The 25,043-nt window shown below is 71.0% G+C and carries 23 protein-coding genes; 14 read left to right on the plus strand and 9 right to left on the minus strand.

Annotation, left to right across the window (positions count from 1 at the left end):
- Positions 1–102: 102 nt before the first annotated feature.
- On the minus strand, positions 103–1,077 hold the full coding sequence (locus tag NYZ95_RS12770; protein ID WP_262851699.1) for an ABC transporter substrate-binding protein: 975 nt from the start codon (positions 1,075–1,077) through the stop codon (positions 103–105).
- A 492-nt stretch (positions 1,078–1,569) separates the two neighbouring features.
- Here NYZ95_RS12770 and NYZ95_RS12775 point away from each other — a divergent pair, with 492 nt between their 5' ends.
- The 4 genes from NYZ95_RS12775 (at position 1,570) to holA (ending at position 6,751) form a co-directional block, all read left to right on the plus strand.
- Positions 1,570–2,424, plus strand: a complete 855-nt coding sequence (locus NYZ95_RS12775; RefSeq protein ID WP_262851700.1) for a DegV family protein — start codon at positions 1,570–1,572, stop codon at positions 2,422–2,424.
- Between the two features lie 90 nt (positions 2,425–2,514).
- Positions 2,515–3,423, plus strand: a complete 909-nt coding sequence (locus NYZ95_RS12780; RefSeq protein ID WP_262851701.1) for a ComEA family DNA-binding protein — start codon at positions 2,515–2,517, stop codon at positions 3,421–3,423.
- 11 nt (positions 3,424–3,434) lie between these two features.
- Entirely contained in the window at positions 3,435–5,726 is a 2,292-nt protein-coding gene (locus NYZ95_RS12785; protein ID WP_262851702.1) for a ComEC/Rec2 family competence protein, read from the plus strand.
- Positions 5,727–5,770: 44 nt separating this feature from the next.
- Positions 5,771–6,751, plus strand: a complete 981-nt coding sequence (gene holA, locus NYZ95_RS12790; protein ID WP_262851703.1) for a DNA polymerase III subunit delta — start codon at positions 5,771–5,773, stop codon at positions 6,749–6,751.
- A gap of 62 nt (positions 6,752–6,813) precedes the next feature.
- On the opposite strand, the gene rpsT is transcribed toward holA, so the two are convergent.
- The 3 genes from rpsT to NYZ95_RS12805 all read right to left on the minus strand — a co-directional run bounded on the left by rpsT (position 6,814) and on the right by NYZ95_RS12805 (position 7,939).
- Positions 6,814–7,074 carry a 30S ribosomal protein S20 gene (rpsT, locus tag NYZ95_RS12795; protein ID WP_262851704.1) on the minus strand — a complete coding sequence of 87 codons (261 nt, stop codon included), beginning with the start codon at positions 7,072–7,074 and terminating at the stop codon, positions 6,814–6,816.
- Between the two features lie 177 nt (positions 7,075–7,251).
- Entirely contained in the window at positions 7,252–7,476 is a 225-nt protein-coding gene (locus NYZ95_RS12800; protein WP_262851705.1) for a DUF6458 family protein, read from the minus strand.
- 82 nt (positions 7,477–7,558) lie between these two features.
- Positions 7,559–7,939 carry a YccF domain-containing protein gene (locus NYZ95_RS12805; protein WP_262851706.1) on the minus strand — a complete coding sequence of 127 codons (381 nt, stop codon included), beginning with the start codon at positions 7,937–7,939 and terminating at the stop codon, positions 7,559–7,561.
- A 73-nt stretch (positions 7,940–8,012) separates the two neighbouring features.
- Here NYZ95_RS12805 and lepA point away from each other — a divergent pair, with 73 nt between their 5' ends.
- Entirely contained in the window at positions 8,013–9,887 is a 1,875-nt protein-coding gene (gene lepA / locus NYZ95_RS12810) for a translation elongation factor 4 (RefSeq protein WP_262851707.1), read from the plus strand.
- A 164-nt stretch (positions 9,888–10,051) separates the two neighbouring features.
- Positions 10,052–11,887 carry an AMP-dependent synthetase/ligase gene (locus tag NYZ95_RS12815; protein ID WP_262851708.1) on the plus strand — a complete coding sequence of 612 codons (1,836 nt, stop codon included), beginning with the start codon at positions 10,052–10,054 and terminating at the stop codon, positions 11,885–11,887.
- Between the two features lie 189 nt (positions 11,888–12,076).
- Here the strand turns inward: NYZ95_RS12815 and hemW are convergent, their stop codons facing one another.
- Both hemW and NYZ95_RS12825 read right to left on the minus strand, forming a co-directional pair.
- Positions 12,077–13,309: a radical SAM family heme chaperone HemW gene (hemW, locus tag NYZ95_RS12820; protein ID WP_262851709.1), complete on the minus strand. Its 1,233-nt coding sequence runs from the start codon at positions 13,307–13,309 to the stop codon at positions 12,077–12,079.
- Between the two features lie 45 nt (positions 13,310–13,354).
- Entirely contained in the window at positions 13,355–14,209 is an 855-nt protein-coding gene (locus tag NYZ95_RS12825) for a DUF3097 domain-containing protein (protein WP_262852038.1), read from the minus strand.
- Positions 14,210–14,341: 132 nt separating this feature from the next.
- On the opposite strand from NYZ95_RS12825, the gene hrcA reads away from it, so the two are divergent.
- From hrcA to era, 7 genes are all read left to right on the plus strand, one after another.
- The gene (gene hrcA, locus NYZ95_RS12830; RefSeq protein WP_262852039.1) at positions 14,342–15,361 is read left to right on the plus strand and encodes a heat-inducible transcriptional repressor HrcA; all 1,020 of its coding nucleotides are present in this window, start codon (positions 14,342–14,344) and stop codon (positions 15,359–15,361) included.
- 16 nt (positions 15,362–15,377) lie between these two features.
- Positions 15,378–16,520, plus strand: coding sequence for a molecular chaperone DnaJ (dnaJ, locus tag NYZ95_RS12835; protein ID WP_262851710.1), 1,143 nt, complete (start codon positions 15,378–15,380; stop codon positions 16,518–16,520).
- Positions 16,521–16,617: 97 nt separating this feature from the next.
- Positions 16,618–17,607, plus strand: coding sequence for a PhoH family protein (locus NYZ95_RS12840; protein ID WP_262851711.1), 990 nt, complete (start codon positions 16,618–16,620; stop codon positions 17,605–17,607).
- The gene (gene ybeY / locus NYZ95_RS12845) at positions 17,585–18,064 is read left to right on the plus strand and encodes an rRNA maturation RNase YbeY (protein WP_262851712.1); all 480 of its coding nucleotides are present in this window, start codon (positions 17,585–17,587) and stop codon (positions 18,062–18,064) included. The genes NYZ95_RS12840 and ybeY overlap by 23 nt, the downstream gene beginning before the upstream one ends.
- On the plus strand, positions 18,061–19,368 hold the full coding sequence (locus NYZ95_RS12850) for a hemolysin family protein (RefSeq protein ID WP_262851713.1): 1,308 nt from the start codon (positions 18,061–18,063) through the stop codon (positions 19,366–19,368). Before ybeY ends, NYZ95_RS12850 begins: the two co-directional genes overlap by 4 nt.
- A 24-nt stretch (positions 19,369–19,392) precedes the next feature.
- The gene (locus NYZ95_RS12855; RefSeq protein ID WP_262851714.1) at positions 19,393–19,749 is read left to right on the plus strand and encodes a cytidine deaminase-like protein; all 357 of its coding nucleotides are present in this window, start codon (positions 19,393–19,395) and stop codon (positions 19,747–19,749) included.
- On the plus strand, positions 19,746–20,663 hold the full coding sequence (gene era, locus NYZ95_RS12860; RefSeq protein ID WP_262851715.1) for a GTPase Era: 918 nt from the start codon (positions 19,746–19,748) through the stop codon (positions 20,661–20,663). The genes NYZ95_RS12855 and era overlap by 4 nt, the downstream gene beginning before the upstream one ends.
- Before the next feature lie 92 nt (positions 20,664–20,755).
- Here era and NYZ95_RS12865 read toward each other — a convergent pair whose 3' ends face one another.
- The 3 genes from NYZ95_RS12865 to NYZ95_RS12875 form a co-directional block, all read right to left on the minus strand.
- The gene (locus NYZ95_RS12865) at positions 20,756–21,664 is read right to left on the minus strand and encodes a septum formation family protein (RefSeq protein ID WP_262851716.1); all 909 of its coding nucleotides are present in this window, start codon (positions 21,662–21,664) and stop codon (positions 20,756–20,758) included.
- 117 nt (positions 21,665–21,781) lie between these two features.
- On the minus strand, positions 21,782–22,609 hold the full coding sequence (locus NYZ95_RS12870; RefSeq protein ID WP_262851717.1) for a septum formation family protein: 828 nt from the start codon (positions 22,607–22,609) through the stop codon (positions 21,782–21,784).
- Between the two features lie 34 nt (positions 22,610–22,643).
- Positions 22,644–23,138, minus strand: coding sequence for a flavodoxin family protein (locus NYZ95_RS12875; RefSeq protein WP_262851718.1), 495 nt, complete (start codon positions 23,136–23,138; stop codon positions 22,644–22,646).
- A gap of 189 nt (positions 23,139–23,327) precedes the next feature.
- On the opposite strand from NYZ95_RS12875, the gene leuA reads away from it, so the two are divergent.
- Positions 23,328–25,043, plus strand: coding sequence for a 2-isopropylmalate synthase (gene leuA / locus NYZ95_RS12880; RefSeq protein WP_262851719.1), 1,716 nt, complete (start codon positions 23,328–23,330; stop codon positions 25,041–25,043).

Raw genomic sequence — 25,043 nt, forward strand, 5'->3', positions numbered from 1 at the left:
TCCTCAGGGTCGGTGGAGCGCTGTCGGGGGAGTGGGCCGAGGGTGCCGGGGCGGTGTGACGCGGCCCGGCACCTCGGCCGTGCGAGTGCGGGGGAGCGACACTCAGTACTGGCGGTCGGGGAGTGCGGCCTTGGCCTGCTCCTGGTCGAAGGTCGTCTCCTCGGTGACGACCCGCTCAGGGACGTCCTCGCCGTTGACGACCTTCTTCGCCAGGTCCATCAGCTGCGGGCCGAGCAGCGGGTTGCACTCGACGATGAAGTTGATCTTCCCGGCGGCGAGCGCGGTCATCCCGTCCTTGACGGCGTCGACGGTGATGATCTTGATGTCGGTCCCGGGTGTCTTCCCGGCCGCCTCGATCGCCTCGATCGCGCCGAGCCCCATGTCGTCGTTGTGGGCGTAGACGACGTCGATGTCGGGCTGGGACTTCAGGAACGACTCCATGACCTTCTTGCCGCCGTCACGCGTGAAGTCGCCGGTCTGGGAGGCGGTGATCTCGATCCGCGGGTCGGCGGAGATCTTCTCCTTGAAGCCTTCCGCGCGGTCGATGGCCGGTGCGGCGCCGGTCGTTCCCTCCAGCTGGACGACCTTGACCGCGCCGTTCTTGTCGGTGTCGGCCTCGTCGGCGTTCTCGACCAGCCAGTCGCCGGCCTTCTCGCCCTCGAGGACGAAGTCGGAGCCGAGGAACGTCTCGTACAGCGAGGTGTCGTCGGAGTCGACGGAGCGGTCGGTGAGGATCACGGGGATCTTCGCCCGCTTGGCCTCCTGGAGGACGGTGTCCCAGCCGGTCTCGACCACGGGGCTGAAGGCGATCACGTCGACCTTCTGCTGGATGTAGGACCGGATGGCCTTGATCTGGTTCTCCTGCTTCTGCTGGGCGTCGGAGAACTTGAGGGTCACGCCCTCCTGCTTCGCGGTGTCCTTGATGGACTTGGTGTTGGCGGTCCGCCACCCGCTCTCTGCGCCGACCTGGGCGAAGCCCATGGTGATGCTGTCGTCGTCCGACGCGTCGCTGCTGCCGCCGCCCCCGCACGCGGCGAGGCTCCCGACGAGCACGGCGCCTACGGCGACTGCGCTCATTCTCCTGATCATGAGATTCCTCCGTCTACGGAGCCCGGCACCGTGTCCGGTGCGGGCGAGGGGGCAGGCGGACATCTGCTCCCGGCTCATTCATGTGATGGGCATCACATCGATGGAGAAGATTGTTAACGCTCACATTCGGAGCCGTCAAGGCCTGATCGATTCCTTCTCCTGCCGAGAGGCGGTCGCGGAGCGCGCGCTCGCGGCGCGGTACGACGGCGACGGTGCGGCAGAAGGGGTGCTGACCTGCGTAGATAGGTGGCCACGGACGTCCCCTCCGGTCGGGCGTCAGTGTGGATCTTCGGGCGTGGGGCCGTCTGTACGGCGAGCTTCCGGCGTGCAAGGAGGCGCGGGAGGGCGCTGCGGCTGTTAACGATCACATATCGGAAGCGCTCGCCAGCGATCGACTCGTCTGCGCACCCCGACCGTACGCTCGAGGGAGGGTTCTTCGGGAAGCCGCGTGGGCGCGCGGATTCCGACTACCCTCGCCCCATGACCCTCGCCATCGTCACCGACTCCACGGCGTCGCTGCCGGTCGACGTCGCGGCGGCCCACGATGTCACGGTCGTCCCGCTCGAGGTCGTCGTCGACGCCCGCTCGTACACGGAGGGCGTGGAGGTCGGCCCGGCGGACCTGGCGCGTGCCCTCCGCTCGGGGCGAGCGGTGAGCACGTCGAGGCCCGCTCCCGAGCGCTTCTCCCAGGTCTACGCCGACCTGGTCGAGCAGGGCGCGCAGGAGATCGTCTCCATCCACCTCAGCTCCCGTGTCTCCGCGACCCTCGAGTCGGCGCAGCTCGCCGCCCAGCAGTGCGCGGTGCCGGTGACCTGCGTCGACAGCCTTCAGGTCGGGATGGCGACGGGGTACGCCGTGCTGACGGCGGCGGCCGCCCGCGACGCCGGCCACTCGGCCGAGGACGTGGCGAAGGCAGCACGCGACCGGTCCGAGCGCGCGACGACGTACTTCTACGTCGCGACCCTCGAGCACCTCAGGAAGGGCGGCCGCATCGGCGCCGCCTCGGCCCTGCTCGGGTCGGCCCTGTCGGTCAAGCCCATCCTCGGGGTGGAGGACGGACGCGTGCGCCCGATCGAGAAGGTCCGTACGTCGGCGCGTGCGATCGCCCGGCTCGAGGAGCTCACGGCCGAGGCGGCAGCAGAGGCCGGCGACCAGGTCGACGTGGCGGTCCAGCACCTCGATGCCGCCGCAGAGGCGCAGGCGCTCGCGGACCGGCTGTCGGAGTCGCTGAACCTCCCGACCGTCGACCTGATGGAGGTCGGCGCCGTGATCGGCGCGCACGTCGGCCCCGGTCTGCTCGCGGTCACCGTCTCGGCCCGCGTCCCGATCGGCTGACCTCGTCCTCAGGTCCCGCCGACGGCGCTTGTCCACAGGCCGGCGATGGACGGCAGCGAGCCGGCGGCCGATCGCTCTAGCGTTCCTCAGGTGGACCGACGGGGAGCAGACAGGACGAGCGAGGCCGCACGCCGACGGCTCGAGCTGCTCGCGCGCGAGCTGAGCCGGCTCGACCCCCCGACGCGCCCGAGCGGCGAGCGGGACGAGGAGGTCGAGGACCTCTTCGACGACACCGGGCTCGACAACGCCGGGCTCGACGACAGGCGCCTGCCGGCCCGGCACCGCGCGGGTGCCGCCGTCACCGCTTCGCGGTGGGGATCCGACGCCGTGGACCGTCTCCCGAACCCGCTCCGTTCGGTGCTCGGGGACGGGACGACGCTGTCGCACGTCGTGGTGGTCGCCGCCGTGGTGCTGGTAGCCGGCGGAGCAGTGCTCTGGTGGGTCCAGAGAGCCCAGCCCGAGGTCGTGACGGCCGAGCCCGTGGCGCTGTCGAGCCCGGTCGCCGGATCCTCACCGACCGCGCCCGCCGAGCCGGGCGCGCCCGCCGCGCCGACGGCGGCGCCCTCCGAGGTCGTCGTCGACGTCGCCGGCAAGGTGCGTCGTCCGGGGATCGTCACGCTCCCCGTGGGCTCTCGGGTGGTGGACGCGCTCGAGGCGGCGGGCGGGGCGCGGCGAGGTGCGGAGCTGACCTCCCTCAACCTTGCGCGCGTCCTCGTGGACGGCGAGCAGATCGTCGTCGGCCTGCCGGCCGTCTCCGTGCCCTCCGGCCCCGCACCGGGCGGTGCCTCCCCAGGCGCTCCGGGCGGCGCCGTCGTCAACCTCAACACGGCGACCCTGGAGGAGCTGGACACCCTTCCCCAGGTCGGACCGGTGACCGCGCAGGCGATCCTGGCGTGGCGCACCGACCACGGACGGTTCACCTCGGTCGACGAGCTCCTCGAGGTCGACGGCATCGGCGAGGCGACCCTGGCCAAGCTGCGCGCCCTCGTCACGGTCTGACGTCGCGCGCGGTGCTCCGATCCGCGACGGGCCTCGCCGGACGCGGTGACCCCACCGACCTGCGCATGATCGCCCCGGCGGTCGCGGCGTGGGCCGGTGCCGTCGTCGCCGTACGGGTGCCGCTGCCGGTGGCGCTCCTCGCCTCGGCAGGCGCGGCGGCGGGGGCTGCGCTCGCGGTGCTCGGCGTGGCTCCCGCGCGGCGGCGGGCGGCCTGGGTCGCGCTGGTGCTCGTGCTCCTCGTCGCCGCGCTCCTGCTCGGTGCGTTCCGGGCGTCGAGCCACCGCTCCGGCGTGGTCCCCGACCTGGCCGCAGACGGGGCGACCGTCGAGGTCGAAGCGGTCGTCGCGTCCGATCCCCGGCAGGTGCGCGGGACGTTCGGCAGCTCGACCGTGCTTCGGCTGACGGTGCGGCACGTCGAGGCCCGCGGTGCGGCATGGCGCCTGCGCAGCCCCGTCACGGCCTGGATCCGTGGAGACCCGCCCGCGCTGAGGATCGGGCAGGAGGTCGAGGCGTCGGGGCGGTTGCAGGTCGCCGACGACTCGGCCACCTCGGCGACACTGTCGGTGAGCGCGATCTCCGGGCGTCCCGACGGCGACCCCGCGTGGTGGTGGGACGGCGCACAGCACCTGCGTGAGGCGATCAGCGCAGCGGTCGCCTACCGGTCACCCGACGTCGCCGCGCTCGTGCCCGCGTTGGTCCACGGTGACGACCACGCGCTGTCCGACGGGCTGCGCGACGACTTCCGTACGAGCGGGCTCACCCACCTGCTCGCGGTCTCGGGGACCAACCTCACCCTCTTGGTCGGCTTCCTCCTCGCGCTGGCGCGACCGCTGGGAGCCGGTCCGCGTGCCCGCGTCGTGCTCGCCGTCGTCGCGACCCTCGGCTACGTGCTCCTCGCCCGCCCGGAGCCGTCCGTCGTGCGCGCGGCGGTGATGGGGCTCGTCGGCGTCGCCGGCCTCAGCACCGGTGGGCGCCGACGCGGCGCGCGGTGCCTCGCCTTGGCGGTGGTCGTCGTCGTGCTGGTCGATCCCTGGCTCGCCACGTCGGCGGGCTTCCTGCTGTCCGCGCTCGCGACCGGCGGGATCATCCTCCTCGCGCCGGTGTGGCGCGACGCCCTCGCCCGTTGGATGCCTCGATGGCTGGCAGAGGCGATCGCCGTCCCGGCCGCGGCTCAGCTCGCCTGCACCGCACCGGTCGCGGCGCTGTCCGGTGAGGTCTCCCTGGTCGCGGTCGTCGCCAACCTCGTCGTCGCGCCTGCCGTCGGACCCGCGACCGTCCTCGGGCTCACGGGAGGGCTCGCCGGTCTCGCGTGGGCTCCGTTCGGCACCGGCGTGGGCTTCGTGACGGCGTTGCCTGCGGGCTGGATCGTGCTCGTCGGGAGGCGGGCGGCGGCTCTGCCGGGAGCGGCCGCGGTGGTCGGTGACGGACCCGTCGTCGTGGCCGCGCTGGTCGTCGCGTGCGCGGTGGTCGCGGTTTCAGGGCACCTGCTCCTGCGCCGCCCGCTGCCCGCCGTGCTCGCCGGCGCGCTCGTCACCGTCCTCGTCGTCGCGCCGCTGCGCCCGGGCTGGCCCCCACGGGGATGGGTGATGGTCGCGTGCGACGTCGGGCAGGGCGATGCGACCGTCCTGCGGACCGGGCCGTCGTCGGCCGTCGTCGTCGACGCCGGTCCCGATCCCGTCGCGGCCGGACGGTGCCTCGACGACCTCGGCGTACGCACGGTGCCGATGGTGGTCCTCACCCACGCCCACGCCGACCACGTGGACGGCCTCGCGGGGGTGCTCCGCGGACGCGAGGTCGGGTGGGTCGGGGTGGGCCCGAGCCGCCCGCCGCCCGGCACCGCCGAGGTCCGCCCACTCGCCGGCGGGGAGCGCTGGCGAGTCGGCGAGCTCACCCTCACCGTGCTGGCACCGGTGCGTGCCGAGGGACGCCCCACGGTCTCCGAGGACGAGGCGAACGACGCGAGCGTCGTGCTCCTCGCCGAGTCCCGCGGCGTGCGGATCCTCCTCACCGGCGACGTCGAGCCACCCGGTCAGGCTGCGCTCCGGCGGGCGTACCCGGACCTGCGCGTCGACGTCCTCAAGGTCCCGCACCACGGCAGCGCCCACCAGGACGACGCCTGGCTCGTCGGACTCGGTGCACGGTGGGCGACCGTGAGCGCGGGCCGCGACAACACGTACGGCCATCCCGCCCCGGGGACGCTCGAGGTGCTCACCGGGGCAGGCGCGACGGTCCTGAGGACAGATCTCGGGGGAGACGTCGCCGTGGTCGTCCGGGACGGCGAGGTCGGTGGCATCCGCCGGTGAACCGCCCGCCGCGACGTCTGCGACGCGTGGCATGCTGGCCTGCGATGGCGTCCTTGTTCAGCACCCTCGTCCTGGTGACCGGCGGAGTCGAGTTCCTCACCGACCGCGCGATGCGCCGTGCTCTCACGCAGATCCAGCAGGAGGACCCCGAGACCTCGGTCTCGGAGGTCGACGGCTCCGCGCTCGTGCCGGGGGAGCTCGCCGGCCTGACGAGCCCGTCGCTGTTCTCATCGCACAGCGCCGTCGTCGTCCGCGGCATCGAGTCGCTCGACGCGACGGTCGCCGACGAGCTCCTCGCGTACGCCGCCGCGCCTTCGGCCGAGGTGGCGGTCGTGCTGACGCACGGCGGTGGCCAGAAGGGCAAGGGGGTCCTCGACAAGCTCCGCAAGCTCGGGGCCGTCCAGGAGGTCACGACCACCGCGCCCAAGCCGTGGGAGGTGACGCGGTGGGTCTCGACCGAGGTGCGACAGCTCGGTGCCTCGATCACGGAGGAGGCCGCCGGCTACCTCGTCGCCGCCGTGGGGCACGACCTCCGTTCTCTCGCCGGCGCTGCCGACCAGCTGGTCGACGCCGCCACCCGGGCAGACGGTCGGCGGGACAAGATCTCGCTCGACCTCGTCCGCCAGTACTTCGGCGGGCGGGCGGAGGTGAAGGGCTTCGACATCGCCGACGCGGCGATCGACGGTGACGCCGCGCTCGCGCTCGAGCAGCTGCGGTGGGCGATCAACAACAACGTCGCGCCGGTGCTCATCACGTCGGCGTTAGCGTCCGGCCTGCGCTCCCTGGCGCGCTACGGGGTCGCGTCCAGCAAGGGGCTGCGCGAGGCCGAGCTCGCCCGCGAGGTGGGCGCGCCACCGTTCCGCCTCAAGCGGCTGCGCGCCCAGCTCAAGGGCTGGGACAGCACGGGCATCACGACCGCCATCGGCGCGGTCGCGCGCGCGGACCTCGACGTGAAGGGCGCGTCGGACCCGGAGTACGCGCTGGAGCGGATGGTGCTCGGCGTCGTCGCGGCCCGCGTGCGCTGACCACACGCACGAACGGCGCCTCTCGTCACGAGAGGCGCCGTTCGGAAGCGAAGGTCAGGTGCTCAGAGAGCGGCAGCCTTCTTCGAGATCGACGACTTGCGGTTCGCCGCCTGGTTCTTGTGGATGACGCCCTTGGAGGCAGCCTTGTCCAGCTTGCGGTTCGCCGCCTTGGCGAACTCCTTGGCGTCGTCGGTGTTGCCGGCCTCGACGGCCTCGGTGAAGCGGCGGACGGCGGTCTTCAGCTCGGACCGCACAGCCTTGTTGCGCTCGCGGGCACGCTCGTTCTGCCGGTTGCGCTTGATCTGCGACTTGATGTTTGCCACGGGGCAAGCCTCGTTGTTCTGTCGAAGTGGATAGGTGCGCGCGCGGACACGGACACGCGACCACCCACTGTAGCAGCGCGCCTGGTGCGGTCCAAAAGCGCTCCACCTGTCCGGGACACGAAGCGGCCCCGCCTGCGGTTCCGCAGGGCGAGGGCCGCTTCGTGCTGACTCGGTGACTTACCGCGGGGGCGGGTATCCACCGTCGCGGCGCTCCTCGACCACGTGGGTGGACCTGGAGCGCTGCTGGTTGACGATCAGCGAGACGACCACGGCGACGATGCCCGCGATGAGCAGGATCCAGCCGAGCGTCCCGGTGTCGATGAGGCTCGTGTCGATGTTGATGACGTCGAGCGCGAAGATGAGGCCGAGAACGATGAGAACGATGCCGAGTCCGATGACCACGACAGGTCCTTCCTGGTCGACGATGAGGGCATCCCTTCCGTACCCTCGCCGTCTTCGGCCCAAACCTCGGTTGTCCGGGATCTCAGCGCCCGTCCACGGGCACGATCCGGTAGCCGAGCGGCATCAGCGAGATCGGCACCATCTTGAAGTTGGCGATGCCGAGCGGGATGCCGATGATCGTCAGGCAGAGCGCGATCCCGCTCACGACGTGGCCGATCGCGAGCCAGATGCCCGCGAGCACCAGCCAGATCACGTTGCCGATCATCGACGGCACGCCCGCCTGAGGATTGGGCTCCGTGGTGCGGCCGAAGGGCCACAACGCGTACGAGGCGATCCGGAACGAGGCGATGCCCCAGGGGATGCCGATGATCGTGATGCAGAGCACCACCCCGGCGACCGCGTAGCCGATCGCGAGCCAGATCCCGCTGAGCACGAGCCAGATGATGTTGAGGATCACGTTCACCTCGCCATCGTAGGGACGGCGACCACGTACGCGTTCGGGAACGGGGCCGTGACATGGGAGGATGGGAGGCATCATGGCCAAGACCGCTGCTTCCTCGTCGGCACCCGCTCCGGGCGCGACCGACCCCGCGATCCTCCGCAACTTCTGCATCATCGCGCACATCGACCACGGCAAGTCCACGCTGGCCGACCGGATGCTGCAGCACACCGGGGTCGTCGACGACCGCGCGATGCGCGCGCAGTACCTCGACCGGATGGACATCGAGCGCGAGCGCGGGATCACCATCAAGAGCCAGGCCGTCCGGCTGCCGTTCACCAAGTCGACGGGCGAGGACGCCGGCACCACGTACGTCCTCAACCTCATCGACACCCCCGGGCACGTCGACTTCACGTACGAGGTGAGCCGCAGCCTCGCCGCCTGCGAGGGCGCGATCCTGCTCGTCGACGCCGCGCAGGGCATCGAGGCCCAGACGCTGGCCAACCTGTACCTCGCGCTCGACGCCGACCTGCACGTCATCCCGGTGCTCAACAAGATCGACCTCCCGAGCGCGCAGCCGGAGAAGTTCGCCGAGGAGCTGGCGCACCTGGTCGGTTGCGAGCCCGACGAGGTGCTGCGGGTCTCGGCCAAGACCGGCGTCGGCGTCGAGGACGTCCTCAACGCCGTCGTCGACCAGATCCCTGCTCCGGTCGGCGATCCCGACGCCTCGGCGCGCGCGATGATCTTCGACTCGGTGTACGACACCTACCGGGGCGTCGTCACGTACGTCCGCGTGATCGACGGCCACCTCTCGCACCGCGACAAGATCAAGATGATGTCGACGGGGGCCGTCCACGAGATGCTCGAGGTGGGCGTGATCTCGCCGGAGCCGAAGAAGGCCGACCGCATCGGCGTCGGCGAGGTCGGCTACCTCATCACGGGCGTGAAGGAGGTCCGCCAGTCGCGTGTCGGTGACACGGTGACGTCGGCGAGCAAGCCCGCGACGCAGGCGCTCGGGGGCTACCGCCACCCGAATCCGATGGTGTTCGCCGGCCTCTACCCGATGGACGGCGACGACTACCCGACGCTGCGCGACGCGCTCGACAAGCTCCAGCTCAACGACGCCGCGCTCCAGTACGAGCCCGAGACCTCCGGAGCGCTCGGGTTCGGCTTCCGCATCGGCTTCCTCGGCCTCCTCCACATGGAGATCGTGCGCGAGCGGCTCGAGCGCGAGTTCAACCTCGACCTGATCTCGACCACCCCCAACGTCGTCTACCGCGTCGTCATGGAGGACGGGTCCGAGCACCGGGTCACCAACCCGAGCGAGTACCCGACCGGCAAGATCTCCGAGGTGTACGAGCCTGTGGTGCGGGCGACCGTGCTGACGCCGACCGACTTCATCGGTCCGGTGATGGAGCTGTGCCAGACCCGCCGCGGGACCCTGCTCGGGATGGACTACCTCTCGTCGGACCGCGTCGAGATCCGCTACACGCTGCCGCTGGCCGAGATCGTCTTCGACTTCTTCGACCACCTCAAGAGCCGGACGAAGGGTTACGCCTCGCTCGACTACGAGACCACGGGCGAGCAGGCCGCCGACCTCGTGAAGGTCGACATCCTGCTGCAGGGAGACCCGGTCGACGCGTTCAGCGCCATCGTGCACCGCGACAACGCGTACTCCTACGGCGTCGCGCTCGCGCAGAAGCTCAAGGAGCTCATCCCGCGCCAGCAGTTCGAGGTGCCGATCCAGGCGGCCATCGGCGCGCGCGTCATCGCGCGCGAGACCATCCGCGCGATTCGCAAGGACGTGCTCGCCAAGTGCTACGGCGGCGACATCAGCCGTAAGCGCAAGCTGCTCGAGAAGCAGAAGGAAGGCAAGAAGCGGATGAAGATGGTCGGCCGGGTCGAGGTGCCTCAGGAGGCCTTCGTCGCCGCGCTCTCGACCGGCGACTCGGGGGACAAGGGCAAGAAGTAGGCGCCTCTCTCGTCGTGAGGGGGAGCGGTCGGTCGGGGCCCGTGTCGCGGAAAGGTCTCGATTGCCCCTGGAGTGTGCCCGCAGTCACAGCGATCGCGTACGATTCTGGCCATCCCGTGATCCCCATCACTCCTACCAACTCCCAGCGATGAGGTGCACTCCTGATGGCCAACGCCCCGACACCCGAGCAGATGAAAGTCGTCGACTCGCGTGCAAAGAACGTCGGCGAGCTGTTCTACTCCCGAGTCCGTGAGACCCCCAACCGTGAGGCCTACCGGCACCCTGTCGGCGAGAACTGGCGCTCCCTGACCTGGGGCGAGACCGGTGAGATCGTGTCGCGCATCGCGGCGGGTCTGATCTCGCTGGGGATCGAGCCCGAGGAGCGCGTCGCTATCGCCTCGGGGACCCGGTACGAGTGGATCCTCGCCGACCTCGCGATCATGGCGGCGGGCGCGGCGACCACCACGGTCTACCCGACGACGGCCTCGCCCGACGTCGCCTACATCCTCGCCGACTCCGCCAGCCGCGTCGTCTTCGCCGAAGACGCCACGCAGCTCGCGAAGCTGCAGGAGAAGCGCAGCGAGCTGCCCGACGTGATGAAGGTCGTGCTGTTCGACGGCGACGGCGACGGCGACTGGGTCATCTCGCTCGGCGAGCTCGAGGAGCTCGGTTCCAAGCTGCTGGCCGAGCAGCCGACGGCCGTCGAGGACCGTGTCGCAGGCATCCAGTCCGAGCACCTGGCGACGCTGATCTACACCTCCGGCACGACCGGCCGCCCGAAGGGTGTCCGGCTCACGCACGACTCCTGGACGTACGAGGGCGCGGCCGTCGCGGCGGGCGGCTACCTCACGATCGACGACCTCCAGTACCTCTGGCTGCCGATGGCGCACTCGTTCGGCAAGGTGCTGCTGTCGACGCAGCTGCGTGTCGGGTTCGCGACCGCCATCGACGGACGCATCCCCAAGATCGTCGACAACCTCGCCGTCGTGAAGCCGACGTTCATGGGTGCCGCGCCGCGCATCTTCGAGAAGGCGTACGGGCGCATCGTCGGCATGATGGAGGAGGAGGGCGGCGTCAAGCTCAAGCTCTTCACCTGGGCCACCAAGGTCGCCGCGCAGGTCAAGCAGCTCGAGCGCGAGGGCAAGCCCGTCCCGGCCGGCCTGCGCCTCCAGTACAAGATCGGCGACAAGATCGTCCTGTCCAAGGTGCGCGAGCGCTTCGGCGGACGCATCCGCTTCTTCATCTCCGGGGCGTCGGCGCTGTCGCAGGAGGTCGCGGAGTGGTTCGAGGCCGCCGGCATCCTCATCCTCGAGGGCTACGGCCTGACGGAGAGCGCGGCGGGCTCGTTCGTCAACCACCCCGACCAGTACAAGCTCGGGACGGTCGGCCTGCCGATGCCCGGCACCGAGGTCAAGATCGCCGACGACGGCGAGATCATGATCAAGGGCCCCGGCGTCATGCAGGGCTACCACAACCTCGAGACCGAGTCGGCGTCCGCGATCACCGAGGACGGGTGGCTGGCGACCGGTGACATCGGTGAGATCGACTCCGACGGGTTCCTCAAGATCACCGACCGCAAGAAGGACCTGTTCAAGACCTCGGGCGGCAAGTACGTGGCGCCGTCCTACATCGAGGGCATGTTCAAGGGAGTGTGCCCGCTGGCCAGCCAGATGGTGGTCTACGGCAACAACCGCAACTTCGTCTCGGCCCTGATCACGATCGATCCCGACGCCGCGACGCTGTTCGCCGAGAACCACGGTCTCGCCGGCAAGTCGTACGCCGAGATCGTGTCTTCGCCCGAGATGCGGAAGGCGATCGAGGGCTACGTCGACGAGCTCAACTCCAAGCTCAACCGCTGGGAGACGGTCAAGAAGTGGGTCGTGCTCGACCACGACCTCACGGTCGAGGAGGGCGAGCTGACGCCGAGCCTCAAGCTCAAGCGCAAGTACGTCGAGGACAAGTTCCAGCACGTGCTCGACGGGTTCTACGCCGAGGCCTGATCCCCACGCGCACGAGGAGGGGCCGTACCGCGACGCGGTGCGGCCCCTCCTCATGCTCCCGCGCAGTGGACCCCGGCAGGCGCACGCTGGGGTGCCCGACCGAAGCACCACCGACCCGACTCTGCACGCTCGGGTCGGTGCGGCTGCACTCGGGTACCCCAGCCTGTCGGAAGCGGGTGGTGCCCCCGGCTACGGCAGCAGGCGGCGTACGACCGCGTCGGCGAGCAGGCGCCCGGACAGCGTCAGGACGAGCGAGCCACGCTCGTCCAGCGGCGCGGGCTCGACGAGGCCTTCGGCCACGAGTCCGCCGACTGCGGCGCGCCCCGCCGCGTCGAGCCGCTCCAGCGGCATCCCGTCGCGCAGCCGTGACTCGAGCAGCACCTGCTCGACGCGTCGGGTCTCGGCGTCGAGCACCTCGCGACCGTGACCGGGCGAGACCCCTTCGGCGAGTCGCCTGGCGTACGCCGCAGGGTGCTTGACGTTCCACCAGCGGGTCCCGGCGACGTGGCTGTGCGCCCCCGGTCCGAAGCCCCACCAGTCCGCCCCGGTCCAGTAGAGCTCGTTGTGGCGGCAACGGGCCGCGTCGTCGCGCGCCCAGTTCGACAGCTCGTACCAGGAGAGCCCGGCGCCGCCGAGCTGCGCGTCCGCCGCGGCGTACATGTCGGCCATGAGGTCGTCGTCCGGCGCCGCGATCTCGCCACGTGCCACGCGGCGGGCGAGCGCGGTGCCGTCCTCGACGATCAGGGCGTACGCGCTGACGTGGTCCGGGTCGAGCGCGAGAGCGGTCTCGAGCGAGCGCTCCCAGTCCGCGAGCGACTCCCCGGGCGTGCCGTAGATGAGGTCCACGCTGACCTGCTCGAACCCCGCCTCGCGCGCCCACCGCACGACGTCGGGCAGCCGGGCGGGGTCGTGGGTGCGATCGAGGGTGGCGAGCACGTGCGGCACCGCGGACTGCATCCCGTACGAGACGCGGGTGAAGCCCCGCGCCCGCAGGGTCGCGAGCGACTCCGGAGTCACGCTGTCGGGGTTGGCCTCCGTCGTCGCCTCGTAGCCGTCGGCGAGGCCGAAGGTCTTGTCGAGCGCCTCCAGGATGCGTCCGAGGTCGTCGGAGGCGAGCAGCGTGGGCGTCCCGCCGCCGACGAACACCGTCTCGATCTCCGGCAGCGAGCGACCGGCACGCTCCAGGACCCGCGCCGCGAGATCGATCTCGGCGAGCACGGTGTCGGCGTACGACTCGTGCGAGGCGCCCGGGCCGAGCTCGGAGGACGTGTAGGTGTTGAAGTCGCAGTAGCCGCAGCGGGTGACGCAGAACGGCACGTGGACGTACGCGCCGAACGGCGCCTCTCCGAGCTTCTCCAGGGAGCGGGTGGGGAGAGAGCCGTCGGTGGGGACTGCTTCACCCTCGGGCAACGTCGACGGCATACCTCCAGTGTCGCAGCCGCGCCCCAACCGGCCGGGCGCGGCGGCTCAGGTGGTGACGAAGTCGATGAGCTCCTCGACCCGTCCGAGCAGCGCCGGCTCGAGGTCGGCGTACGAGCGGACCGAGCCGAGGATGCGCTTCCAGGCGTGGGCGATGTCGGCCTGGCTGCGGTGGGGCCAGCCGAGGGCCTGGCAGATCCCGTGCTTCCAGGACATCTGGCGGGGAATGACCGGCCACTTCTCCAGCCCGAGGCGTTCGGGCTTCACGCCTTGCCACACGTCGACGTACGGGTGGCCGACGACGAGCACGTGCTCCTTGTACGGGCCGCGCACGACCGAGGCGGCGATCCGGGACTCCTTCGAGCCGGGCACGAGGTGGTCGACGAGCACGCCGAGCCGGCGACCGGGTCCGGGCTTGAACTGCGCGACCACCGACGGGAGGTCGTCGACGCCCTCGAGGTACTCGACGGCGACACCCTCGATCCGCAGGTCGTCGCCCCACACCTTCTCGACGAGCTCGGCGTCGTGGCGGCCCTCGACGTAGATCCGGCTCGCGCGGGCGACACGGGCCTTCGCGTCGTGGACCGCGACCGAGCCCGATGCCGTCCGTGTCGCACGCGCGGGCGCCGCCGCGCGTGCGGGTGCGCTGAGGATGACCGGCTTGCCCTCGAGGAGGAAGCCTGGGCCCAGCGGGAACGTCCGCCGCTTGCCCCGCCGGTCCTCCAGCTCGACCGTCCCGAGGTCGCGGTCGGTGCGGGTGACCGCGCCGCAGAAGTCGGTGGTGACCTCCTCGAGCACCATCCCGACCTCCGCCTCGACCTCGGTGGAGCGACCCCGCTTGGGGACGCGCCAGTCGCCTGCGAGAACGTCGGAGCCGTAACGGTCGTGAGCCACGAGGAGCAACCTAGTCGAGGTGCTCGGCCCGGCGGGACGCCACACGCCGCCGGACCTCCACGATGCTGGCCGGGCTGGCTAGACTGGCACTCACGGCACACGAGTGCCAGGCGCGCGAGAAGGGACAAGGCGGTGGAGGTCGTGCTCGACGAACGCAAGCTGGCGGTCCTGCGCGCGATCGTCGAGGACTACGTGGCGACGCGCGAGCCCGTCGGCTCCAAGACGCTGGTCGACCGGCACCAGCTCGGGGTGTCTCCGGCGACGGTCCGCAACGACATGGCGGTCCTCGAGGAGCAGGGCTTCATCGCCCAGCCCCACACCAGTGCGGGCCGCATCCCGACCGACAAGGGCTATCGGCTCTTCGTCGACCGGCTCGCGTCCGTACGCCGCCTCAGCATCCCCGAGCGGCGCGCGATCGAGTCGTTCCTCGACGGCGCCGTGGACGTCGACGACGTGGTTCAGCGCAGCGTGCGGCTCTTGTCGCAGCTCACGCACCAGGTCGCCCTCGTCCAGTACCCGACCCTCACCCGCTCCACGGTGCGGCACGTCGAGCTCGTCCCGATGGACCGGGCGCGCGTCCTCGTCGTGCTCATCACCAGCTCGGGGCGCGTCGACCAGCGCATCGTCGAGCTGCCTGAGGAGCCCGGCGAGCACCTGCTCGGTGAGCTGCGCGGCAAGATCATCGCGGCCGCCGTCGGTCAGCGGCTCTCGGACGCCTCGACGACGGTCGCCGACCTCATCACGACCTTCCGCCCCGAGGAGCGCCCGATCGTGACCGCGGTGGTCGCCACGATGACGCGGGCGTTCTCCGACGAGCGCGCCGACGAGCGCGTCGCGGTCGGCGGCGCCGCCAACCTGGCGCGTTTCGGAGCCGACTTCGACACCTCCATCAAGCCGGTGCTCGAGGCGCTGGAGGAGCACGTGGTGCTGCTCAAACTCCTGGGCGAGGCGACGTCGCCGAGCCTGCTCACCGTGCGCATCGGCGCGGAGCAGCCGTACGAGGAGCTGTCGTCGACCTCGGTCGTCGCGACGGCGTACGGGAGCACGGACGAGCCGCTGGCGACCCTCGGCGTCGTCGGACCTACCCGCATGGACTATCCGGGCACCATGGCAGCCGTACGTGCCGTCGCCCGGTACGTCGGCCAGACCCTCAGCGATTGAGAACAGACAAGGACGCATGAGCCAGGACTACTACGGGACCCTCGGGGTGAGCCGCGACGCGACACCTGAGGAGATCAAGAAGGCGTACCGCAAGCTCGCACGCAGCCTGCACCCCGACGTCAACCCCGACCCGGAGGCGCAGGAGCGGTTCAAGACGGTCACCGTCGCGTACGAGGTGCTGTCCGACCCCGAGAAGCGCGCGTTCTACGACCGCGGTGGCGACCCCCTCGGCAACTCCGCCGGCGGCGGCTTCGGCGCCGGGTTCTCGTTCAGCGACATCATGGACGCGTTCTTCGGCCAGCAGGCCCAGCGCGGCCCGCGCGGGCGTACGCGCCGCGGCAGCGACGCGCTGATCCGCATCTCGGTGCCGCTGGCCGACGCCGCGTTCGGCACGACCCGCGAGCTCAAGGTCGACACGGCCGTCGTGTGCGGCACCTGCCACGGCAACGGCTCGGCCGACGGGGCCGACCCCGTCATGTGCCAGACCTGCCAGGGCCACGGCGAGGTGCAGCACGTGCAGCGCTCGTTCCTCGGCGACATCCGGACGGCCCGGCCGTGCCCGACCTGCGGGGGTTACGGCTCGGTCATCGTCAACCCGTGCGAGGAGTGCTCCGGCGACGGCCGGGTCCGCGCCCGCCGCACGCTCACGATCAAGGTGCCGGCCGGTGTCGACACCGGAACCCGCATCCAGCTCACCGGCGAGGGCGAGGTCGGCCCCGGAGGGGGACCTGCCGCGGACCTCTACGTCGAGATCGAGGTCGAGCCGCACCAGGTCTTCACCCGGTCCGACGACGACCTCTACTGCGACGTACGGGTGCCGATGACCGCGGCGGCGCTCGGCACGCAGATCGACCTGCCGACGCTCGAGGCCGATGCCGACGTCGAGGGCGCTGAGCGCACGATCGGCTTCGACATCGCGGCCGGCACACAGTCCGGTGAGACCGTGACGATCCGTGGCCGTGGCGTGCCGCACCTGCGGGGCGTCGGTCGCGGCGACCTCAAGGTGAGGGTCGTCGTGGAGACGCCCACCAAGCTCGACGAGGCGCAGCGCGAGCTCCTCACGCAGCTGGCCGTGGCACGCGGCGAGGAGCGGGTCGACGCGGAGTTCGCCGCGCCGCACCGCGGCGTGTTCGGCCGGATCCGGGACGCGTTCCGCTGAGGGCCGGTGAATTTCGTGGTCGCACGCGAGCCGCTGGGCCGCATACCATGGTCGGGTTCCGACCGAGCGAAGGAGAACTGCCCCCACGGGGGTGCCGATGAGTACGCCTGAACCCTTGCAGCACACCGTCACGATCCCGGCGAGCATCCCGATGGTGGCGCTGCTCGGCCCCGCCGACGAGTTCCTCCGTCTGATCGAGTCGAGCTTCGACGCCGACGTGCACGTCCGTGGCAACCAGGTCTCCATCCGTGCGACGGCGGCCGAGTCGGCGCTGGTCGAGCGGCTCCTCGAGGAGCTGGTGACGATGATCCGGACCGGCCAGGGCCTGACGCCCGAGACGATCGAGCGCAGCATCGCGATCTTGCGGACCGAGACCGAGGAGCGTCCCGCCGACGTCCTCAGCCTCAACATCCTGTCCAACCGGGGCCGCACGATCCGTCCGAAGACGCTCAACCAGAAGCGCTACGTCGACGCGATCGACAAGCACACGATCGTCTTCGGGATCGGACCCGCCGGCACCGGCAAGACGTACCTGGCCATGGCGAAGGCCGTCCAGGCGCTGCAGGCCAAGGACGTCAACCGGATCATCCTCACGCGCCCGGCGGTCGAGGCCGGCGAGAACCTCGGCTTCCTCCCTGGCACGCTCAGCGAGAAGATCGACCCTTACCTGCGGCCGCTCTACGACGCGCTCCACGACATGCTCGACCCCGAGACGATCCCCAAGCTGCTCGCCGCCGGGACGATCGAGGTCGCCCCGCTGGCGTACATGCGCGGGCGGACGCTCAACGACGCGTTCATCATCCTCGACGAGGCCCAGAACACCTCGCCCGAGCAGATGAAGATGTTCCTCACCCGGCTCGGCTTCGGGTCCAAGATGGTCGTCACCGGCGACATCACGCAGATCGACCTGCCGGGCGGCACCCGCAGCGGGCTGCGGGTCGTGCGCGAGATCCTCGACGGTGTCCGCGACATCTCCTTCCCGACGCTGACGTCGGCCGACGTGGTCCGTCACAAGCTGGTGGGCCGCATCGTGGCCGCCTACGACGAGTACGAGGACGAGGGTCGTGAACGTCGACGTACTCGATGAGTCGAGCTGGCGCGACGAGTCCGGGGAGCCGGTCGACGTCGAGCGCCTGACCCGCCTGTCGCGTTTCGTGATGACGCAGATGCGGCTGGCCCCCGCCACCGAGATGACGATGATCGTCGTCGACCCGGGCACGATGGCCGAGTACAACGAGAAGTGGATGGACAAGAAGGGACCGACCGACGTCCTGTCCTTCCCGATGGACGAGCTGCGGCCCGGGTCCGACGACCTGGAGGCCGAGGAGGGCTACCTCGGTGACATGCTCTTGTGCCCCGAGGTGGCGGCCAAGGACGCGGCGTCCGAGGGACTGGTCGTGCGCGACCACCTCGAGCTGCTGACCGTCCACGGCATCCTGCACCTCCTCGGCTACGACCACGCCGAGCCCGAGGAGCACCAGGAGATGTTCGCCCTCCAGGACACGCTCCTCGCCCGGTGGCGTGAGGCGGAGCCCTCGCGATGACCATCGACGTCGCGTTGGTGGTCATCGCGGTCGCGCTCGTCGGCCTCGCCGGGCTGCTCGCCAGTGTCGACGCGGCACTCTCCACGTTCTCGAAGGCACGCGTGGACGAGCTCGTCGCCGAGGGGCGATCCGGCGCGACGCGCGTCGCGCGGGTCGTTCGCGATCCCGCGCCGTACATCAACACCGCCCTGCTGCTGCGCATCATCGCCGAGACAGGTGCGGTCGTGCTCGTCGCGGTGGTGTTCGCCCGCGCCATCGACGGGCTCTGGCAGCAGCTCCTGCTCGCCACGCTCGTGATGTCGGTCGTGTCGTACGTCGCGATCGGCGTCGGCCCTCGGACGCTCGGCCGCCAGAACTCCGAACGCGTCGCGCTGCTCTCCGCGGGGCTGCTCATCGCGATCACCCGCATCCTCGGGCCCGTCCCGCGCGTCCTCATCGCGATCGGCAACGCCCTCACGCCCGGCAAGGGGTTCCGCGAGGGGCCGTTCTCGTCAGAGGCGGAGCTGCGTGAGCTCGTGGATCTTGCCGAGCAGAGCGCGTTGATCGAGTCCGGTGAGCGGCAGATGATCCACTCCGTCTTCGAGCTCGGCGACACCGTCGTCCGCGAGGTGATGGTGCCGCGGACGGACGTCGTGTTCATCGAGCGCACCAAGAAGCTCCGCCAGGCGATGTCGCTGGCGCTGCGCAGCGGCTACTCCCGCATCCCCGTCACGGGCGACAGCCTCGACGACGTGGTCGGGATGGCGTACCTCAAGGACATCACGAAGCGCGTCTTCGACAACCGTGACGCCGAGGCGACGGAGCGCGTCGAGTCGGTGATGCGGCCCTGCCTGTACGTCCCCGACTCCAAGCCCGCGGCCGAGCTGCTGCGCGAGATGCAGGCACAGCGCACGCACGTGGCCATCGTCGTCGACGAGTACGGCGGCACGGCGGGCATGGTGACGATCGAGGACATCCTCGAGGAGATCGTCGGCGAGATCACCGACGAGTACGACGCCCCTCCCGACGACGTCGAGCACCTCGCGAACGGGTCGGTGAGGATCAGCGCCCGCTTCGACGTCGACGACCTCCAGGAGCTCTTCGGGGTCCCGATCGAGGACGACGACGTCGACTCCGTCGGCGGGCTCATGGCCAAGCACCTCGGCAAGGTCCCGATCGCCGGCAGCGAGGTGCTGCTGGACGGGTTGCGTTTCGTCGCGGAGGCGCCGCGGGGCCGCCGCAACCGGATCGGCACCGTGCTCGTCAGCAGGGAGGTCTCCGGCGGTGGCGCTGAGGAGTCCGTCGGCGCGAGTGCGTCGGGCTGAGTGAGCGCCGATACCCTGGACGGCATGGTTTCCGCACCCCTCACCGTCGACGACCCGGAGGACCGCAAGATCCTCACCCTCGCCCGCGCGACGCGTGCGAGGACCCGCGCGCCCGAAGGCGCGTCGGTTCGCGACCAGGACGGCCGTACGTACGCGGCGGCGACGGTCGCGCTGCCGTCGTTCTCGGTGACGGCACTCCAGCTGGCGGTGGCGATGGCCGTGTCCTCGGGCGCGACCGGTCTGGAGGCGGCGGCGCTGAGCACCGACGGGGAGGGCGTGAGCGACGTCGACCTGGCAGCGGTGCGCGACCTCGCTGGTCCCGGCGTCCCGGTCCTCGTGGCCGACGCGCAAGGCACGCCGCACACGCGGGTCGCCTCGTGAGCGGCTTCCGGTCGGGCTTCGCCTGCTTCGTCGGGCGTCCGAACGCCGGCAAGTCGACGCTGACCAACGCGCTCGTCGGTGAGAAGGTCGCGATCACGTCGTCGCGTCCGCAGACGACGCGCCACGTGATCCGCGGTCTGGTCCACCGGCCCGACGGGCAGCTCGTGCTCGTCGACACCCCGGGCCTGCACCGCCCCCGCACCCTGCTGGGCGAGCGCCTCAACGATCTCGTCCGCAGCACCTGGGCCGAGGTCGACGTGATCGGCGTCTGCCTGCCCGCCGACCAGCGGATCGGCCCTGGCGACCGCTACCTCATCGGCGAGCTCGCCAAGATCCGGCGCACCCCGATGCTGGCGCTGGCCACCAAGTCGGACAAGGTCGCACCGGAGCGTCTCGTCGAGCACCTCGCCTCCATCGCCGCGACCGGGGACGAGCTCGGCGTGGAGTGGGCGCACGTCGTACCCGTCTCGGCGGTTTCGGGGTATCAGGTCGAGCACCTGCGCGACCTCCTGATCGCCGAGCTGCCCGAAGGCGTCCCGCTGTACCCGGAGGGCCACCTCACCGACGAGCCGGAGGAGACGCTGGTCGCCGAGGTGATCCGCGAGGCCTCGCTGGAGGGCGTACGCGACGAGCTTCCGCACTCCATCGCCGTCGTCGTCGAGGAGATGGTCCCGCGCGAGGACCGCCCTGAGGACAAGCCCCTCGTCGACGTGCGGGCGACCATCTTCGTCGAGCGCGACAGCCAGAAGGGCATCGTGATCGGCAAGGGGGGTTCGCGCCTGCGCCAGATCGGGTCGGACTCACGCGGCCAGATCGAGCGGATCCTCGGGACGCCGGTGTTCCTGGACCTGCGCGTCAAGGTCGCCAAGGACTGGCAGCGCGATCCCAAGCAGCTGCGCCGCCTCGGCTTCTGACGCTCGCGAGCCACCGCGCGCACGCTCGCGAGCCACGCCTCTCGCGAGGGTGGCTGAGGTCTCTCGCGGGGGTGGTGGGGGTCTCTCGCGGGCTACTTCTTGGTCTTGGCGAAGCAGACGCCCCACCGCTCGCCGCGCTGCCAGGCGGCGCGGCTGGGGGAGATGTAGCCGTAGTCGAACGATCCGCGGGTGTCGAGGTAGCGGCGTACGCCCGCCGGGCAGCGGTCGCGCATCGTCGCCTGGACCTTCTTAGTGCCGGGGTACTTCGCCTTCGCCGCGCCCAGCCGGACCGTGTCGACCCCGCGCCACTGATGACGGGTCGAGCAGACCACCGTGCCCGTCGCCTTGCGGATGTCGCCACGGACGCACTGCATGAAGCCGGCAGCGCGCTTGCCCTTGAGCGCGTTCTTGGTCTTGGCGGGAAGCGCCGCCAGCCGCGTGCTGTTGGCCGACAGCACCAGGTCGCAGCGCATCCAGCCGGCGCCCTCGGCCGTCTGAGCCGCGCTCGGGACGCCCACGACGAACCCGAACTGCGACTGCTTGAGGGTCGCGACGTCGGTGCCGAGCCAGCGGGCGGCGGCCTTCTCGCAGACCGGACGGGCCGTACGGAGGATCTGCGTCGTGTCGTACGTGGTGACGGCCGCCTTGACGGCGGGGCTCATCGTGCGGACGAGGTAGGTCACCGAGGTCGCCCCGGCGCACGCCACCGGGGACGCGTCGTCGTCGGTGACCCGCAGCGCGACGTCGACCGTGCCCGGCTTGCGGCACTCACCGCTCTTGGGCGCCGCCACCGGCTCGGCCGTCGGGGTGGGCGACGGTGACGTCGGGGACGTCGGCGGCAGCGAGCGTACGGGCGGTGTCGTCGAGCCGTCCGCGTCGGGCGCGGCGCCGGCCAGGTCGCCTGCCGAGCCGCAGGCGGTGACGAGCACCAGCGCCGCAGCGCCGACCGCGCCCAACAGCGGGTTGCGGGCACGGGTTCGGGGTCGGCGGAGAGCCGGCACGGTACGTCCTCCCGGGGGATCAGCAGTACGAACGGCAGCCAGTGTACGGGGGAGGAGGGGAGGGAAACCTGTGTCGTTCACACCCCGCGGCTCGTCCGGCGTCGCGCGGCGACGGGATCAGTCGCGGGTCTGCGTCCAGCACAGGCCGAAACGGTCGCCGGCCACCCACTGCGCGCGCGACGGCGGCCGCCAGGCGACGGCGATGTCACCGGTGGAGTTGCCGGTGTAGTCGCGCGCCACGCCCTCGCAGCGCCCGAGCACGTTGCCGCGGACGGCGCGGCCCGGGTACGGGTCGGCCGCTGCGCCGAGCCTCTGGGCGGAGATCGCACGCCAGGTGTGAGGGAGCGCACACACCCGTCCGCCCTGGCCGGAGGCGATACCGGCCGCGTTCGTCCGTGCGCACCGTCCAAACCGGTTCAGCGCGGAGTCGCGACGCAGGAGTCCGCGCGCACTGGCAGGGAGGTTCACGAGCGTGGTGTCGGTCCGCAGGACGGCGACGTCGCAGCGCAACCACCGCGCGCCGGCCTCGAGGTCCTCCTGGGTGGGGACGAACCAGGCGTGGGTGACCCGCGAGAGCGCGAGCCTGCCGGCCGTGGCTGCCACGTACCCGCGCAGGCCCGCTCGGCACAGGCGCTCGGCTGTCGCCGCGATCGCCGCAGCGTCGTCTGGTGAGGTGATGCCCGACAGCGTCGTCACCGCGTACGTCTGCGTGGTGTGGGGCTGGCTGCACGGCACGGCGGCGGCGTCCACGTGCGCCTCGTCGAGCTGCGGCTGGGTGAGCCGGTAGCACGACCCTGCTGCCGGTGGGGCTGCTGGCTCAGGGGACGCGCTCGGCGTCGTCGCGTCGCCGCGCCCGGGGTCGTCGCCGCTGCAGCCCGCGAGCGTCAGCGCGACGGCCGCGAGCAGGGCAAGCGGTCTGAAGGTCCAGTGGCTCCGAGCATCCACCCGATCACGGTAGGTCGAGACCGGCCGGCCGGCATCACGCAGTCAGCAGCGCCGCCAGCGTCGCCCCGAGCTCGTACGCCCGGTCGCGCTCAGGCTCGCCGACGTCCCCGAGCACCTCCAGCACGGGCGCCGCCTGCGTCCAGGGGAGGGCGCCGACGATCGACTGGACCGCCCGGACGGCGCCGGTCGTGTCGTAGCGGCCGTGCACCCACAGGCCGTACGGCTTGGTGTGGCGCACCCCGGCCTTCTTGCCGCCCGCGGAGCCGTCGTCGCTCAGCGCGCCTCCGGCCTCGAGGAAGATGGTGTCGAAGAAATGCTTCAGGGCGCCGCTCATATAGCCGAAGTTGGCCGTCGTACCGAGGAGCAGCCCGTCGGCCGTCAGCACGTCGTCCGCCCGCGCCTCGAGTGCGGGCTGTACCGCCACCTCGACGCCGGAGAGTGCGGGATCGTGGGCGCCGGCGAGCACGGCGTCCGTCAGCTCCTGGACGGTCGGGGTCGGGGAGTGGTGCACGATCAGCAGCGTGGACATCTGGCGAGACTAGCGGCGGTGTGGGCTATGCTGACGTCAGCCATGTACATCGCGCGCCTCCTCCTTCGGTGCCGCGGCGAGGGTTCGCACTAGGTCGGACCCCCCTCGTCGCGGCGTTCGTCATGGCCGGCCGTCGCCGCACCGCGGCGCCTCTCATCTCAGACGAGCCCTTCCGAGCGAGGACCCACCATGGCCATCTCCCCTCAGCAGCCCAGCGGCATGCCGTTCGCGCGCTACCCCGCTTTCCCACCGATCGACCTGCCTGACCGCACCTGGCCGTCCCAGACGATCACCGAGGCCCCCCGCTGGCTCTCGACCGATCTCCGCGACGGCAACCAGGCCCTGATCGACCCGATGACTCCCGCCCGCAAGCGCCGCATGTTCGACATGCTCGTACGGATGGGCTACAAGGAGATCGAGGTCGGCTTCCCCAGCGCGAGCGAGACCGACTTCGCGTTCGTCCGCCACCTGATCGAGGACGACCTGGTCCCCGACGACGTGACGATCTCCGTCCTGACCCAGGCGCGTGAGGACCTCATCGAGCGCACGGCCCAGTCGCTGGCCGGCGCGAAGAACGCGAACATCCACCTCTACAACGCGGTGGCGCCGCTGTTCCGGCGCGTCGTCTTCGGCGTGGACCGCAACGAGTGCCGCGCGATCGCGGTACGCGGCACCGAGCTGGTGATGAAGTACGCCGAGGAGTACCTGCAGGGCACCGACTTCGGCTACCAGTACTCGCCGGAGATCTTCACCGGCGCCGAGCTCGACTTCTCGATCGAGGTGTGCGAGGCGGTGATGGACGTCTGGCAGCCCGAGGACGGCCGCGAGATCATCCTCAACCTGCCGGCCACCGTCGAGATGGCGACGCCCAACACGTACGCCGACCAGATCGAGTACTTCGGCCGCAACATCTCGCGTCGTGAGCACGTCGCGATCTCGCTGCACCCCCACAACGACCGGGGCACCGCCGTCGCCGCGACGGAGCTGGCCATGATGGCCGGCGCCGACCGCGTGGAGGGCTGCCTCTTCGGGCACGGCGAGCGCACGGGCAACGTCGACCTGGTGACGCTGGGGATGAACCTCTTCAGCCAGGGGATCGACCCGCAGATCGACTTCTCCGACATCGACGAGGTACGCCGGACCGTCGAGTACTGCACCGGCCTGCCGGTCCACCCGCGCCACCCGTACGCGGGCGACCTCGTCTACACCGCCTTCTCGGGCTCGCACCAGGACGCGATCAAGAAGGGCCTGGAGGACCTCGAGCGGCAGGCGGCCGAGCGCGGCATCGACGTGTCGGAGATGCCGTGGGAGGCGCCGTACCTGCCGATCGACCCGCACGACGTCGGGCGTTCGTACGAGGCCGTGATCCGCGTCAACAGCCAGTCCGGCAAGGGCGGCGTCGCGTACATCATGAAGTCCGAGCACAAGATGGACCTGCCCCGTCGGCTCCAGATCGAGTTCAGCCGCGTCGTCCAGTCGATGACCGAGGGCGAGGCCGGCGAGATGTCGGTCGAGCAGATCTGGGAGGCGTTCTCCGCCGAGTACCTCCAGCGGACCACCCCGTACGCCCTCGAGGCGTTCCGGTCGTCGACGATCCAGGACGGCCTCGACGAGCTCGTCGTCGACGTCCGGATCGGGGACGAGGTGCAGTCGATCAAGGGCGAGGGTAACGGCCCGGTCGCGGCGTTCGTCGACGCGATCGCCTCGGTCAACGGCAGCGTACGGGTCCTCGACTACGCCGAGCACGCGCTGTCGTCGGGTGGCGACGCGGCCGCAGCGGCGTACGTCGAGTGTGAGATCGGCGACCAGATCGTGTGGGGCGTCGGTGTCGACCCGAACATCGTGACCGCCTCGCTCAAGGCCGTCCTCTCCGCTGCGAACCGCGCCGCGGCCGCCCGCGGCTGA

This window comes from Mumia quercus (genome assembly GCF_025506335.1).
In the GTDB taxonomy this organism is placed as follows: domain Bacteria; phylum Actinomycetota; class Actinomycetes; order Propionibacteriales; family Nocardioidaceae; genus Mumia; species Mumia quercus.

Coding starts and splice junctions, on each gene's coding strand:
- lepA (WP_262851707.1), top strand. CDS start 8,013: ATGGCCAAGACCGCTGCTTCCTCGTCGGCACCCGCTCCGGGCGCGACC.
- dnaJ (WP_262851710.1), top strand. CDS start 15,378: ATGAGCCAGGACTACTACGGGACCCTCGGGGTGAGCCGCGACGCGACA.
- NYZ95_RS12775 (WP_262851700.1), top strand. CDS start 1,570: ATGACCCTCGCCATCGTCACCGACTCCACGGCGTCGCTGCCGGTCGAC.
- NYZ95_RS12840 (WP_262851711.1), top strand. CDS start 16,618: ATGAGTACGCCTGAACCCTTGCAGCACACCGTCACGATCCCGGCGAGC.
- holA (WP_262851703.1), top strand. CDS start 5,771: ATGGCGTCCTTGTTCAGCACCCTCGTCCTGGTGACCGGCGGAGTCGAG.
- NYZ95_RS12815 (WP_262851708.1), top strand. CDS start 10,052: ATGGCCAACGCCCCGACACCCGAGCAGATGAAAGTCGTCGACTCGCGT.
- leuA (WP_262851719.1), top strand. CDS start 23,328: ATGGCCATCTCCCCTCAGCAGCCCAGCGGCATGCCGTTCGCGCGCTAC.
- NYZ95_RS12850 (WP_262851713.1), top strand. CDS start 18,061: ATGACCATCGACGTCGCGTTGGTGGTCATCGCGGTCGCGCTCGTCGGC.
- hemW (WP_262851709.1), bottom strand. CDS start 13,309: ATGCCGTCGACGTTGCCCGAGGGTGAAGCAGTCCCCACCGACGGCTCT.
- NYZ95_RS12770 (WP_262851699.1), bottom strand. CDS start 1,077: ATGAGCGCAGTCGCCGTAGGCGCCGTGCTCGTCGGGAGCCTCGCCGCG.
- NYZ95_RS12855 (WP_262851714.1), top strand. CDS start 19,393: ATGGTTTCCGCACCCCTCACCGTCGACGACCCGGAGGACCGCAAGATC.
- NYZ95_RS12875 (WP_262851718.1), bottom strand. CDS start 23,138: ATGTCCACGCTGCTGATCGTGCACCACTCCCCGACCCCGACCGTCCAG.